17 protein-coding genes are annotated in these 13,142 nt (G+C 68.9%); 5 read left to right on the forward strand and 12 right to left on the reverse strand.

The window, feature by feature from the left end; all coding sequences use genetic code 11:
* Positions 1 to 28: 28 nt before the first annotated feature.
* The 7 genes from ACGBYP_RS17445 to ACGBYP_RS17475 all read right to left on the reverse strand — a co-directional run bounded on the left by ACGBYP_RS17445 (position 29) and on the right by ACGBYP_RS17475 (position 6,152).
* On the reverse strand, positions 29 to 844 hold the full coding sequence (locus ACGBYP_RS17445; protein WP_411586109.1) for an MIP/aquaporin family protein: 816 nt from the start codon (positions 842 to 844) through the stop codon (positions 29 to 31).
* Complete coding sequence (locus ACGBYP_RS17450; RefSeq protein ID WP_411586111.1) at positions 841 to 1,701, reverse strand: sugar phosphate isomerase/epimerase family protein; 861 nt, start codon at positions 1,699 to 1,701, stop codon at positions 841 to 843. Before ACGBYP_RS17450 ends, ACGBYP_RS17445 begins: the two co-directional genes overlap by 4 nt.
* 40 nt (positions 1,702 to 1,741) lie before the next feature.
* Positions 1,742 to 2,398, reverse strand: a complete 657-nt coding sequence (locus ACGBYP_RS17455) for a DUF1345 domain-containing protein (protein WP_411586113.1) — start codon at positions 2,396 to 2,398, stop codon at positions 1,742 to 1,744.
* A complete protein-coding gene (locus ACGBYP_RS17460) occupies positions 2,395 to 3,210 on the reverse strand; it encodes an alpha/beta fold hydrolase (protein WP_411586115.1) in 816 nt (271 codons plus the stop codon). Before ACGBYP_RS17460 ends, ACGBYP_RS17455 begins: the two co-directional genes overlap by 4 nt.
* 76 nt (positions 3,211 to 3,286) lie before the next feature.
* On the reverse strand, positions 3,287 to 4,189 hold the full coding sequence (locus ACGBYP_RS17465) for an SDR family oxidoreductase (protein WP_411586117.1): 903 nt from the start codon (positions 4,187 to 4,189) through the stop codon (positions 3,287 to 3,289).
* A 45-nt stretch (positions 4,190 to 4,234) separates the two neighbouring features.
* Positions 4,235 to 5,299: a class I mannose-6-phosphate isomerase gene (locus ACGBYP_RS17470; RefSeq protein ID WP_411586119.1), complete on the reverse strand. Its 1,065-nt coding sequence runs from the start codon at positions 5,297 to 5,299 to the stop codon at positions 4,235 to 4,237.
* 13 nt (positions 5,300 to 5,312) lie between these two features.
* Entirely contained in the window at positions 5,313 to 6,152 is an 840-nt protein-coding gene (locus ACGBYP_RS17475; protein WP_411586121.1) for an SDR family oxidoreductase, read from the reverse strand.
* A gap of 455 nt (positions 6,153 to 6,607) precedes the next feature.
* Between ACGBYP_RS17475 and ACGBYP_RS17480 the strand changes: the two genes are divergently transcribed.
* Positions 6,608 to 7,684 (forward strand): ROK family protein, encoded by a 1,077-nt coding sequence (locus ACGBYP_RS17480; protein WP_411586123.1) that lies wholly within the window; start codon positions 6,608 to 6,610, stop codon positions 7,682 to 7,684.
* 160 nt (positions 7,685 to 7,844) lie between these two features.
* Here the strand turns inward: ACGBYP_RS17480 and ACGBYP_RS17485 are convergent, their stop codons facing one another.
* Positions 7,845 to 8,069 carry a hypothetical protein gene (locus ACGBYP_RS17485; RefSeq protein WP_411586125.1) on the reverse strand — a complete coding sequence of 75 codons (225 nt, stop codon included), beginning with the start codon at positions 8,067 to 8,069 and terminating at the stop codon, positions 7,845 to 7,847.
* Positions 8,070 to 8,549: 480 nt separating this feature from the next.
* Here ACGBYP_RS17485 and ACGBYP_RS17490 point away from each other — a divergent pair, with 480 nt between their 5' ends.
* Complete coding sequence (locus ACGBYP_RS17490) at positions 8,550 to 9,047, forward strand: hypothetical protein (protein WP_411586126.1); 498 nt, start codon at positions 8,550 to 8,552, stop codon at positions 9,045 to 9,047.
* A 44-nt stretch (positions 9,048 to 9,091) separates the two neighbouring features.
* Positions 9,092 to 9,355 carry a 2-oxo acid dehydrogenase subunit E2 gene (locus ACGBYP_RS17495; protein WP_411586127.1) on the forward strand — a complete coding sequence of 88 codons (264 nt, stop codon included), beginning with the start codon at positions 9,092 to 9,094 and terminating at the stop codon, positions 9,353 to 9,355.
* A 233-nt stretch (positions 9,356 to 9,588) separates the two neighbouring features.
* Here the strand turns inward: ACGBYP_RS17495 and ACGBYP_RS17500 are convergent, their stop codons facing one another.
* Positions 9,589 to 9,774 carry a hypothetical protein gene (locus ACGBYP_RS17500; RefSeq protein ID WP_411586128.1) on the reverse strand — a complete coding sequence of 62 codons (186 nt, stop codon included), beginning with the start codon at positions 9,772 to 9,774 and terminating at the stop codon, positions 9,589 to 9,591.
* 443 nt (positions 9,775 to 10,217) lie between these two features.
* Here ACGBYP_RS17500 and ACGBYP_RS17505 point away from each other — a divergent pair, with 443 nt between their 5' ends.
* Positions 10,218 to 10,727, forward strand: a complete 510-nt coding sequence (locus tag ACGBYP_RS17505) for a hemerythrin domain-containing protein (RefSeq protein WP_411586130.1) — start codon at positions 10,218 to 10,220, stop codon at positions 10,725 to 10,727.
* 169 nt (positions 10,728 to 10,896) lie between these two features.
* Here the strand turns inward: ACGBYP_RS17505 and ACGBYP_RS17510 are convergent, their stop codons facing one another.
* The 3 genes from ACGBYP_RS17510 to ACGBYP_RS17520 form a co-directional block, all read right to left on the reverse strand.
* Positions 10,897 to 11,133, reverse strand: a complete 237-nt coding sequence (locus ACGBYP_RS17510) for an IS3 family transposase (RefSeq protein ID WP_411586132.1) — start codon at positions 11,131 to 11,133, stop codon at positions 10,897 to 10,899.
* A 233-nt stretch (positions 11,134 to 11,366) separates the two neighbouring features.
* Positions 11,367 to 11,993, reverse strand: coding sequence for a DUF305 domain-containing protein (locus tag ACGBYP_RS17515; RefSeq protein ID WP_411586134.1), 627 nt, complete (start codon positions 11,991 to 11,993; stop codon positions 11,367 to 11,369).
* Between the two features lie 129 nt (positions 11,994 to 12,122).
* Positions 12,123 to 12,530: a four-helix bundle copper-binding protein gene (locus ACGBYP_RS17520; RefSeq protein WP_411586136.1), complete on the reverse strand. Its 408-nt coding sequence runs from the start codon at positions 12,528 to 12,530 to the stop codon at positions 12,123 to 12,125.
* Between the two features lie 117 nt (positions 12,531 to 12,647).
* Between ACGBYP_RS17520 and ACGBYP_RS17525 the strand changes: the two genes are divergently transcribed.
* Positions 12,648 to 13,028, forward strand: coding sequence for an ArsR/SmtB family transcription factor (locus tag ACGBYP_RS17525; RefSeq protein ID WP_411586137.1), 381 nt, complete (start codon positions 12,648 to 12,650; stop codon positions 13,026 to 13,028).
* The last annotated feature ends 114 nt before the right edge of the window (positions 13,029 to 13,142 follow it).

Consider the following 13,142-nt stretch of genomic DNA (forward strand, 5'->3'; position numbering starts at 1 on the left):
TCCAGACACATCGGAGGCGCAGGCCCGGTCAACGGAGGGCATCGGTGTGCACGCTGCGGTACGCCGGGTCGTGGTGCAGTTTGCCGGTCAGGACGCGCCGTCCGCCGGCCAGCAGCGGGAAGGCCGCAGCGGCCAGCAGTGCTCCCGCGATCGGCCCGAGCAGGTAGACCCACAGGGCGGGGAAGCTGCCGCTTACCAAATCGGGTCCGAGGGTGCGGGCCGGGTTCATGCTCGCCCCGGTCGGCGGTCCGCCGAGAGGGATGAGGACGGTGAGGGCGAGGGTGGCGATGGCCGGTGTCCACCGGTGGGTGCGCGCCGAGGACGCGAACAGCAGGATGGCCAGCACCAGGACGAAGGAGATGGCCACCTCGACGCCCAGCGCCGTCCACGGCCCCACCGCGGGCTCGGTGCGCGCGTATCCCGCGGTCCGTGCCCACGAGCCGGCGGTGAGCACGAACACCAGCGCGCCGAGTGTCGCGCCGGCCACCTGGGCGAGGATGAAGCCGACCAGGTCGTGCACGTGGGTGACTCCCCGGGCCCAGAACCCGACGGTGACCGCCGGATTGAGGTGGGCGCCGCTGCGCCGGCCCAGTGGTGAGAGCGCCACCGCCCAGGCCAGCGCCCCGATGCCCAGGCCGATGAGCGCCAGCCGCACCGTCGGCCATGGGATCGCCTTGTTGAGCGGGGACAGCGGGCTCTCCAGGGCGGCCACCAGCCAGAAGGCGGCACCGAGCTGCAGGGCTGTCCCGGCGAACTCGCACGCCCACTCGACCGGGTGCCACCCGCCGAGGGTGGCGCGCGCCGCCAGGGCCTGCCGGGCCGCGTTCGGTCGCGGGCTGCTCACCCCATTGTCCAGGCGTGCTCGAGCGCGTCGCGGTTGTCCCGGACGAGTGCTTCCAGGTCGCTCTCGTACAGCGAGTCCGGCACATTCTCGCTGAAGATCTCCACGACGCACGGGCCCCGGTAACCGGCGTCATGCACGGCGTGCAGCAGTCGGCCGGTCGGGATCTCGCCGGTTCCCACGCTGCGCCGATCCATTCCCGAGCGTGGCGTGCGCCAGTCGCTGACCTGCAGCAGGAAGATTCGGTCGGGCGCACTCTGCAGGTCGCTGACCAGGTCGCCGTCCTGCCACAGGTTCCACAGGTCCACGCAGATGCCGAGCTCGTCGCGTCCCACCTCGGACACGACATGCAGTGCTTGCCGGAACGTCCAGATGCAGGTCTCCTGGTTCATCGAGACCGGGCTCAGCGGCTCGAGAGCGATCCGTACCCCGCAGTCGGCGGCGACCGCGGCCAGCCGCCGGTGGTCGGCGATGGTCTGGGCGATCGCCTCGGCGATGTCGCCGTTGCCGGGCGGCGGGCCGGTGTTGGTGACGAAGGCCGCGCCCGGCGCGTGCGGGGCGAGCTGCACGATGCTGCGCTCGAGATCGGCCAGCCGCTCCTCCCGGCCCTTCGGCTCGGGTTGTCCAGCGCTGGCGACGACGGTGCGGACCTTCGGCTGCACCGAGCTGACGGTCAGGCCGGAGTCGGCCAGCAGGGCCAGTTGCTCGTCCCGCCGAGCGTCGTCCAGCTTCACCTCGCACAGCTCGATCGCGTCGACGCCCAGGCGTGCGTAATTCCGGACGTCATCCTCGAAGGACCACGGCAGGGTCGTGAACTGATTGACCCCGAAAGGGAACGGCAAGGTCTGTAGGTCGCTCATGAGCGGGGCCTCCTGGGGAACGGTCAAGGGCGGAAGGCGATCAGGGCGCCAGATTCGGAATGAGGCTGATGGCCACGGCGAGGATGCCGGTACCGAACAGGTAGGACAGCAGCTGGTGACCCAGGGCCGTCCGGCGAATTCTCGTGCTCTGAGTGGCGGTATCAGTCACCCCATTCGTCGCGCCAATTTCGAATGCCAGGTAGGCGAAGTCGCTGTAGGACGGAGGTACATCCGTGTTGAAGTCGATGCCCCCGTCGTCCTCGTAGTACTGCCGTGCGTAGGTGAGGGCGTAGACGGTGTTGATCAAGGCCCAGGACAGCACGATGGTGCAGAGTGCCAGGACGATCGTGAGCGCCCGGGTGCCTACCTGCTCGCTGGTGGACCCCGTTAGCGCCACCGCGACCGCCCCGAAGCTGATCAGCGAGGCCACCACTAGAAAGACAGCGATGCCCTTACGTGACGGATCTTCGTGGCGGGACAACCGGCGGGTTACAGCCGCGTCGCAGGGCCAGCTTGTAACCCAAACCCAGCCCAGGTAGACGGCCGCAGTTGCGCTCCAGGCGATCAACGGCAACAGAGACGGCGGGAACCACCGGACGGCCATCGCGCCGACGAGAACGCCGATGGCCACGGAGATTGCCGCCTGTTTCCAGGAATCCACCGGCGAGCGCTCCCGCACTCCACCGGCCTCGGTCACCGGATCCCGACGTGGAATCCGGCGACGACGTCGTTGAAGCGGTCCGCCTCGTCGAGCATCAGCGCGTGACTGCTGTCCTCGAAGAACTCCGTCCGGGCACCGGCCACGTGTTCCCCGACCCAGGCCGGGCCGCGCCAATCAAACACCCGATCCTGACGGGCGACGCACACCAGCGTGGGCAGGTCGATCGTGGGCAGCAGGTCGCGCCAGTCGTGCCGGGTGTGGTCGGCCATCACCGCGTTCCGGACCCGCGGCGGGCACTTGGCCATCTCGGCGAGGAAGAGCTCGCGTTCGGCGTCGGTCGGCTCGGTGCGCATGATCGTCTGCAGCTGCTGGCGATCCTGGCCGGCCGGGTCGGCGGCGACCTGTGCCTGCATCGCAGCGAGCGCGGCGTCGTCGAAGGACTGGGCGTGGTGCCAGGGCCAGTCCACAGCGAGGTACTGGCGCGGGGTCTGCTCGACGAACACCGCCTGCGCCAGCCGGTGGGGGCCGAACAGCTCCAGGTAGGACCAGATGACCGGGCAGCCCAGTGACCAGCCGAGCACGGTCGCATCGACCAGGTCGACAGACTCCAGGACGTCGAAGAGGTCCCGGGCCAGCCGGGCCACCCGGTAGCCGTGCTCTGGCTTGTCGGAGTCCCCGTGCCCGCGCAGGTCGACGGTCACCACCCGGGCGTGCTGGGCCAGAGCCTCGACGTTGCGGTCGAAGAACCGACCGCTGAATGTCCAGCCGTGGAGCAGCACCAGCGGGCGGCCATTGCCGCGCTCCTCGACGTGCAGGCGGACGCCGTCGTTGGTGGTCACGAATGACATGCGATCTCCTGTGGGTGAGCGAGAACGGGCCCGGCCGTCGCGGAGGAGCGGCCGGGCCCGCCGCATCGCGACGGCGTCAAGGGGTGGGCACGCCACCGTTGGCGCTGATGGTGGTGGCGTTGACGTAGCTGGACTCCGGGCTGGCCAGGAACACGAACACCGGTGCCATCTCCGCCGGCTGGGCCGGCCGGCCCATCGGCGACTCGCTGGCGCCGAAGGACTTCAGTGCCTCCGGCGGCTGGCCGCCGGAGACCTCCAGGGGGGTCCACACGGGGCCGGGCGCCACGGCGTTGACCCGGATGCCCTTCTTGACCACCTGCTGGGCCAGGGACTTGGTGAAGCCGTTGATCGCCCATTTGGTGGAGGCGTAGTCCAGCAGGATGGGGTTGGGCTGGTAACCCTCCAAGGATGCGGTGTTGATGATCGTCGAGCCCGGGGGCATGTGCGGGATGGCTGCCTTGCACAGCCAGAACAGCGCGAAGACGTTGGTCGTGTAGGTGTCGATGAACTGCTCGGTGCTGAGCTGGGTGATGTCCTCGACGTACTGCTGCCGTCCGGCGATGTTCGCCAGAATGTCCAGGCCGCCGAGTTCGTCGACGGCGGTCTGCACCAGCTGCTGACAGAAGGCCTCGTCCCTGAGGTCTCCTGCGATGGCCACGCCCGTGCGTCCGGCGTCCCGGATCAGCTGCACGACCTCCTGGGCGTCGGACTCCTCCTCGGGCAGGTGGTTGATCACCACGTCGGCGCCTTCGCGGGCGAAGGCGATCGCCGTCGCCCGGCCGATGCCTGAGTCACCGCCGGTGACCAGTGCCTTGCGCCCGGTGAGCCGGCCGGTGCCCTGATAGCTCTGCTCGCCGGAGTCGGGCCGCGGCGACATCTGCTGCTGCTGGCCGGGCCCTTCCTGCTGCTGCACAAAATTTGTGTCCTGTGGAGAAGGGAAGCGCGTGGTCGGGTCCTGCATCGTCAGCTGGCTGCTCATCGTGGAACTCCGTTCTCGTGGATGGTGGCGCGGGATGTGCGGGGATCAGTCGAGGCCCTCGCCGAGGCGGGCGATCACCTTCGTGCCGTAGCCGGCCGCGGCGAGGGGTTGGCGGACATCGCGGTCCAAATCGGGCAGATAGCCGAACAGGACGTCTGCCGGTCCAGTGATCTGCACCTGTCCCAGGGTCGCCGGGAGGAGCAGTGATTCGGCGCGGCCGAGGATTTCCGACCACTGCCCCGAGGTGACCGTGACCGGCGCCCCGACGTTGCTCAGGATCTGAGCGGTCTGGAAGGTGTGGGTGAGTGGCGCTGCTGTGCCGGCGTGCCACCGTTCGAGGGCGAAGTACGGGCCGGCGCACAGGAATACCCGCTCCACCCCGTCCCCCATTCGGATGGCGAGTCCAGGGCCAAAATCGGGTTTCGGGTCGAATTTGATCTCCTCCTGGAGCATCTGCAGGTTGCCGGTGAACTCCTCGTCGTCGACGGGTGAGCCGTCCTCCATGTGCCAGCGCATCGCGTGCTGCTGGATGTTGGAGGTCTGCTCGATCTCATAGACCAGGGTGTCGGGGCCGAAGCTGTGCAACGTGCCGCCGGGAACGTAGATCGTCTCCCCAGCCCGGACCGGTAGCCGGCGCATGACCGCGTCGAAGTCCTGGGTCTCCAGGGCCTCGCGCAGCTGCTCGGGAGTGACCCCGGCCTTGAGCCCGCACAACGCGGTCGCTCCCGGAGCGGCGGACAGGATGTGCCAGGCCTCCGTCTTCCCGTTGGCCTGGCCTTCCAGCCGCTGTGCGGTCTCGTCATCGGCATGCAGGTGCACCGGCAGGCTGCCGGTCGCGTCGATGAACTTGGTCAGCACCGGGAAGAATTCGCCGCTCCAGCTTGCACCCATGAGTTCCTCGGGCACCTCCTGCACGAGCTGGCGCAGCGACCGGCCGGCAAGGGGTCCGTTGGTGACCTCGCCGATGTTGCCGTCGACGTCGCTGCACTCCCACGTCTCCCCGATTCCCCAGTTCGGGATGCCGGCTTTCCCGAGCTGGCGGGCGATGGCCTGGCCGCCGAAGACCAACGGCTTGGCCGGTGCGGTCAGCCGTAAGGGGTACATGTCCACGGAACGTTGCCGCTCAGAGAATCGGCGAACCTCCGGTGACCGGGATCCGGGCACCGGAGATGTAGCTCGCCTCGTCCGAGGCGAGCATGACGAAGGGCGGAACCACCTCGACGGGCTGGCCGGCGCGCCCCATCGGCACCTGGGAGCCGAAGCTCTTCACCTGCTCGGCGGGCATGGTGGCCGGGATCAGGGGGGTCCAGATCGGCCCGGGTGCGACGCTGTTGGCCCGGATGCCCTTGCTCGCCAGCAGCCCGGCCAGGCTGGCGGCCATGTTGGCGATGCCGGCCTTGGTGGCGTTGTAGGGCAGGAGCGGCGGCGGCGGGGTGTCGGAGTTCACCGATGTCGTCGCGATGATCGATCCACCCGACGGCATGTGGGGAACGGCCGCCTTGGTCAGGTGGAAGAACGCCGACAGGTTGGTTGCCAGCGTCATGTCCCACTCCTCGTCGGAGATGTCCTCCAACTCGGTGTGGGTCCGCTGCGTCGAGGCGTTGCTGACCAGGACGTCGACCCTGCCGAACTCCTCCACCGCCTTGGCGATGATCGCCCGGCAGTGGGCGGGATCGGACACGTCGCCAGGCACCAGCACTGCCTGCTGGCCGGCCTCCTCGACCCAGCGCTTGGTGTCCTCGGCGTCCTTCTGCTCGTCCAGGTAGGCGATCAGCACGTCCGCGCCCTCACGGGCGTACGCGATGGCCACTGCCTTCCCGATGCCGCTGTCGGCACCGGTGATCACCGTTTTCTTGCCGGCCAGACGGCCACTCCCCCGATAGCTCTGCTCACCGTGATCGGGCTTGGGGTCCATGGCGGCGGTGGTGCCGGGCGGGGTCTGCTGCTGCTCAGGTTGGCTCACGGAAGTCTCCAAACGGAAGGCGCTCGATGGGCGCCGATACTTGAGGGGCGGGTGTTGTCGAGGCACCGGCTCTCCAGTCACAGCAAGAGTCAGCGACTTCAGCGACGAACTTGAGGAGGTTGCTCCGTGTTCTCGAAGCGGCGCTGCAAGGTCGCCCCGCCCGACTGCCCGACTTCCCGGCCCTCTAACCACGTTTGGTCGAAATCGACGTAACCCCGCGCGTGTCGTCGCAGAGGGCCCGTGCAGAGTCAGGAGTGATGAGAGCGGGTGATGAAGTAGAGCGCAACGGGAACCCGAGCTCGCCTGGTCTGGATCGGCACGTGCTGCCGCCGATGAGGACCTCGCAACGGTGGGGCAACCGCAGCGCGCGCGACCGGGTCGTGGCTGCGCTCCGGTGGTTCGGCCCGTGTTCACGTGCAGAGCTCGCACGGCAGACAAGGCTGGCCCCATCAACGGTGTCGACCCTGGTAGCCGAACTGACCGCCGTCGGCGAGTTGATGGAGATGCCCGGTCTGTTCTCCCCTCCCGGATCGAGCGGCGGACGACCAGCCACACGCATCGCCCTCTCCCGCAGGGCCGGAATCGTGCTGGGGATCGACGTCGGTCAGCGACACGTGCGCGCCGCGCTCGTCGGACCGGACCACACGATCCTCATCGAGGGCGAACTCGCGCTTGTCGCGGGGTTACCACAGGACCAAGTCCTCACCAAGACCGCGGGCGTGATCGAAGACGTACTGCGCGAAGCACGCGTTGACCTCGGCGAGTTGGTCAGCGTCGGCATGGGTGTGCCGTGGCTGGTCGGCACGGCACACCCGCCGGCCCCCACGACCGCCGACGCCCTTCACGACTTCGGCACCCGCGGCACCGTCGCACGAGCCCCCACAGTGGTCATGCAGGCTCTGGGTCTCCCTGAACAGCTTCCGGTGTCGATCGACAACGACGCAAACCTCGGGGCGCTCGGTGAATGGACCTGGGGTGCGGCTGAGGGGTTCACCGACGTGGTGTACGTGAAGGTTGCCACCGGAGTGGGAGCCGGCCTGATCCTGGATGGGCGACTGCACAGAGGCGTTGGTGGAAGTGCCGGTGAGATCGGACACGTCACCACAGACCCGCTCGGCCCACGTTGCGTCTGCGGCAAACGCGGGTGTCTGGAGGCGATGATTGGGGGCCCGGCTCTACTCGCCAATGTTTACGGGAACGACCGTGAGCAGACGATTGACGACCTGGTGACCGCGGCTCGCGATGGTCACCAGCTCGCGCGTCGAGTACTCGCAGAAGCAGGCCATCACCTGGGGGCGACGTTGGCCTCAGTGTGCGACCTGCTCAATCCAGCACTCGTCGTCATCGGCGGTGAACTGGCCGACGCTGACACCCTGCTACTTGCTCCCGTGCGGACGTCGCTCCATGCGGCGGCCGCGGCGAGGTCGCTGGGCGTCGCACACGTAGCGACGGGACAGTTGGGAGCGCGAGCACCGCTCATGGGCGCGATCGCCGTAGCCCTAGAGAATGCTTGCGCACACACCGCCGGATAGTGAAAGTCCAAGTCGAGCGATTCCCAGAAACAGTCCCGTCGCGCACCGGTATGGCCAAGCCCGGGTTCAGCGTGTCCACAATCAGGACTCAAGGCGTCAGGAATGAAGGCAGCGCCACCGCCCTCGGATGGCACTGCGTCGCCCAGTCACCGCGGTTCGTCTACGGATCGGGCATGCGGGCAGCCGCGGGGAGGTGTCCGGCGGCAAGAACCAAGGCGGCGACCGCTATCCAGGCGTTGTTCAACCAGGCGGCGACCAGGAGGAACACCAGAACGGGCAGGACCGCCATGGGTACCGGGAGTCCCCACAACGGCCGATACAGCGCTGCCCCCGCCAGCCCCACCGCGACGTAGCGAACCCACAAGGCGTAGTAGAGGGCCAGCACGCCAGCGCGGGGCCGGCCCACCACCAGACGGTGCGGTCGGGCCTCGTGATCACCGGGAGCACCAAGCACAGCGATTGCCCCGATCGCTCTAGCCAAGTCAGCAGCCGCGGTACGTACACGTGCGGAAGCGGCGTGCGCGGCGGAAGCCGGAGCAGGATGAAGTTCGGAGCGAGCACACCCAGGCTGACGAGCAGACCCAGCGGTGATAACCCCACACGGGGAAGGTATCGACGTCGGCGGGGCAGGAAACGGCCCCGGACAGCCGACAGCTGTTGCCTTGCGGCTCACTCGGGGGTCCGTTCCTGCTCCCGGCGCGGTGTCTGCACACCAATGACAAGGCCTCCCGTCCAGGCCGGCTCTCGGCGAAACGGGCCGGGTCCGATCTGGGCCGTCGTCCTGCGCCTGAGGTCCGTCGGTGCGGGACGGGCGCTCCAGGCGGCCTGCAGTCGGTGTGGCACGACCATGGGGAAGGCCGATTGCATGCCCGGCATCGACCGTCCCCGTGACCTCGAGGTGCTGCCCTTTCCGTCGAGCCGGCGGGCCGTCACTGCGGCCGTCCGCGCCGGTCGCCGGATCGTCCCCATGCACGGCCTGCTCGAGATTGACATCTCCGAGGCCCGACGCCGGCTCGCCGACCACGAGCCGCCGTTGTCGATGACCGCGTTCGTCATCGCCGCGGTCGCGCGCACCATCGCCGCCCATCCAGAGGTGCACGCCTACCGGGACTGGCGCGGCCGGCTGGTCCAGCACCGTCACGTCGACGTCCAAACGATCGTGGAGCTGCCGACCGAACAAGGGCGCCCTTCGGGCTCGTCCACGTCATCCGGGACGCCGACATCCGCGACGTGGCCGACATCAGCACCGAGTTGCGCGGCGTCCAGGCGGACATGGCCACCACCGCCGCCGGGCGCGCACTGCAGCGCTTCCCCCGGTTGGCAGGCCGTGTCCCTGGCCTGTTCCCGGTGCTGTACGCGGTGATGAGGCGGTCGGTCCGCGCGCACCGGCTCACCGGGACCGCGCAAGTGACGGCAGTCGGGATGTTCGCCGCCGGCGGTGGCTTCGCCATCGCCCCACCGACGCTGGCCTCGCTGCTGGTCGTCGTGGGCGGGCTGAGCAGACGCCCGCGTGTGGTCGGCGACGAGATCGTCGTGCGAGACGTCTTGGACCTCACGGTGAGCGTCGACCACAACGTCGTCGACGGTGCCCCTGCCACCCGCTTCGGCGCCGACCTCCGACGTCTCCTGGAGTTCCCCGCCGACGACCTCGGCATCGGCTGCGGTCTCTGAAAGGCGCGCAGTTCCTGCGCGGCCGGAGTCGCATCCCCGCCGCCGGTCCCGCATCACGACCGGAAGGAGGTCAACTGCTCCCCCGGTCAGGCCCGTCCGGACGACCCGCCCTGCTCGTCCAGCCGCCGGTGCCGAGCGGACCGCGGACCGACCAGCCCGAGAGCGGTGAGGACGACGCCCAGGGCGAGGAAGCCGAACTGCATCCCCGGGAGCAGGACGCCGAGCGCGGCGAGCTAGACGAGCATCCAAGCCACCAGCACCAGGCCGACTCCCCCTGCGGCCACGAAACCGGCCACACGACGGCGGGCCAGCAGCACCAGCGCCGGTAAGGGCAGCACCCCGAAGCCGAGCACGAGCAGCAGCCCGGGCACGGTGTAGTCGTCGAGCAGCGGCCACCCCGGCAGCTGGTCCGTCGTCATCCCGAGACCGCTCCCGTCCGGGTCGACGAGAAAGCTGACCCCGCCGACCCAGCCGCCGACGACGAGCACCACCAGGTAGCGACAGCGTCAGACCACGCACGGCACGCGTCCACACTGGAGCACTCGAAAGCCACGTCGGCGTCTCGTCCGTCGGTCAACTCTCGGACGCGAGTCGCGACGTCGCCCTCTGTGGGGTCCAGCGCTGTGCGCGGCAACGCCGGTCTCGATCGCATTGGTCTTGCGGGTGGCACTCGCCTCGGTGATGAGCACGGTCAGGCCCTCGGCAGTGAGCAGCGCGGCGAGCAGCAGCCCGATCGGCCCGGCACCGCCGATCAGTGCCGCTGCGCTGATGGGCCGGCCAGGGGGTCCTGAGCCACTGGCGATGCGCATGTTGATTCCTCTCGCGGCAGGCGGGCTCGCGCCCAGCCGGGCACATTAGGAGCATGGACATCACCGAAGTGATCCTTGAGCAGCACCACCAGCAGCGGCGAATGTTCGCCATCCTCGATGAGCTGCCGCGCGACGACATCGAAGCCCTGACCGTGGTCTGGGCCCGGCTTGAGGTGTTCCTGGAGGTGCACGCCGAGGCGGAAGAACTGTTCTTCTACCCGAAGCTGCTCCAACTTGGTCGCGGGAATCCAGACGGTGGCGTGCGCGATGAGGTCGTGGACGCGGTCAAGGACCACAACGAGATCCGAGACGCCGTTCGTGCAAGCCACGACCACGAGGTCGGCTCGGACGGTTGGTGGACGGCGGTGTGGGAGGCCCGAAAGGCGAACGACGACCACATGGGCGAGGAGGAACGCGAGGACCTGCTGGACTTCCGCCACCACGCCGACCTACAGACCCGCCACGACATCGCCGTGCAGGTCCTGACCTACGAGGCACGGCACTACACGGGAATCCCGATCCGCGATAAGGATCCCGAGCAGTACGTCGCGGAGAACGGCTGAGGAACATCCACCCTCAGAGGATGGCTTCTGAGGTCAGCTGCATCGTCCACTCCGACCGATCGAGACCTCGCAATCCCGCAGCCAAAGATTCAGCCTGACGGAGATGGACGTACTCCGAGGAGTGGAGTTGACCCGCTTGCGTGGACACCTGTGTCCTGCGGTCTGAGGCTTAGGCCGCGGTGGTGAGAGTGTGCCGTGCTTCGAATGCCGGCGGCGCGATCTGGCCGAGGGCAGAGTGGCGTCGGCGCGGGTTATAGAACGTCTCGAGGTAGTCGAAGACGGCGACCTTGGCCTCGCGTCGGGTGGTCAAGCGTCCGCCGGGCTGCTGGTCGAACAGCTCGCACTCCAGCGTGGCGAACACGCTTTCGGCCAGGGCGTTGTCGAAGCAGTCCGCGACGCTGCGCACGCTGGCCCGCGCGCTGTGGCGGCGTAGCTCGCGTTCTAGGGCGTGGGAGCTGTATTCCCCGCCGTGGTCGCTGGTGACAGATCGTGACCGCGACGCCGCCGCGGGTTAGGGGCCGGCGACGGCGGCGGGTGGTGCCGTGTCCGTCGGACGCAGAGCGGGCACGGCGACCCGAGCCTGGACGGCGGTGCTCGTGCCGGCCCAAGGGCATCCCGTGATTCCTGCGGGCCGCGCGGTCAGCCGGTCGGGCAGTCGCGCAGCGCCGAGCCCTCGAACTCCGGAACGGGCCGGGCTTGGGCCTCCTCGGCGGTCTCGGCCTCCCCGTTCTCCTCGATGTCCTGCATCAGCCACTCCATCTCGGCGATCTCCCGCTCCTGGGCCCGGATGATATCGACCGCCAATCGGCACACGCGGACGTCGTCGATGTCGGCGCGCTCAGAGCGGGTGATGGCCAGCGAGTGGTGCGGGATCATCGCGCTCATCCAGTTGCGGTCGTCCACCGTGGCCTGGCTGCGGTCCAGTGCGATGCCTCCGCCCAGCAGCAGCAGGCTCACCGCCACGATCGCGATGTTGCCCTTCAGGTTCTTGTACATGTTGAGCATCCAGGCCAGCATGACCAGCCCCATGGTGCCGCCCATCGTGAGGGCCATGAACACGCGGCTCTCGCTGAACCGGACGTGGCTCCACTCCCACGTGCCGGCGAACATCGTCCAGTACATGACCACCATCGACGTGGTGATCATCGCCGCGAAGCGCAGGTACATCTTCTTCTGCATCGCGCCGTGACCGGAGTCGTCGTGCTGGCCGGACTCCTCGCCGCCGTGACTGCGCCGGTGGTCCTCGTTGCTTCTCTTGGTCGCCATGGGGTGGTGCTCCGTTCGCTTGCCGCCGGTCCGCGGGGGCTGATGTGGATGGTCGTGCTCTGCCGACGTCCCGGCGCCGGTTCGGGCGTGCTGGTGCGCCGGGACGCCTGCTGGTCAGGACGGGTTCGGTCAGCTCAGCGAGCTGATGAGGTCGCGGCACGCCTGCTCGCAGCGCCGGCAGGCCTCGGCGCAGACCCGGCAGTGCTCGTGCATCTCGGCGTGTGAGGCGCACTCGTCGCCGCACGCCTTGCACGCAGCGGCGCAGGCCTCGAGCACCGCCCGGGTGAGGTTGGCGTCGTAGCCGGTGTGCCGGGACAGCACCCGGCCGGTGCTGTCGCACACGTCGGCGCAGTCCAGGTTGGTGCGGATGCACGTGGTGAGCTCGGCGACGGTGTCCTCGGACAGGCACGCGTCGGCGCAGCCGGTGCATGCCTGGGCGCACTCGATGCACGCCTCGATGCAGGTCCGGAGCTTGTCCTTGTCCACCCCGCCGAGGTCCTTCGGGTAGGTGTCGAGCATCTGCGCGGCCACGGTCATGACTACTCCTCGGGTGTTCCGGCGCCGGAGGGCTCGGATGCCGCCCGGGGATCTCGCCGGCGAACCCGTGCTACCCGTAGACCCGTACGGGTATGAGTGCAGTGGAGGTGTTTCTGAATGTCCGACCCCACCCACACGCATCCGGTCGACCCGGAGCGGGTCGCCCATGCCCGTGCCCGGCTGCCCGGCCGCGACGAAGCAGCCCAGCTGACCAGCGTGCTGAGTCTGATGGCCGATCCCACCCGTGCCCGCGTGTTGTTCGCCCTCGACATGGTGGAAGAGCTGTGCGTCGGCGACCTGGCGCTGGCGCTCGAGGCTAATGAGGACGCCGTCGGCTACGCGCTGCGCCTGCTCCGCACGGCAGGCTTGGTGGTCAACCGTAAGCAGGGCCGGGTCGTGTACTACCGCCTCGCCGACGGGTTCCCGGAGCCGCTGCGGGAACACTGCCTACGCCAACTGGTCACCCTCGCCGAGGCGTCGACGCCCGACGACGACTGAGGTCGCCGCGTCGTGGCCGTGCAACGTTCCCTGCGGCCGCGCCTGCGCGGCCGAGTCGTCGTGTGACCGCGTCGGCGGGCCGGTCAGCCGGCGGGCGCAGGCGGCCGGCTGTGT

Source organism: Modestobacter sp. SSW1-42, assembly GCF_046635825.1.
Taxonomy (GTDB): Bacteria; Actinomycetota; Actinomycetes; order Mycobacteriales; family Geodermatophilaceae; genus Modestobacter.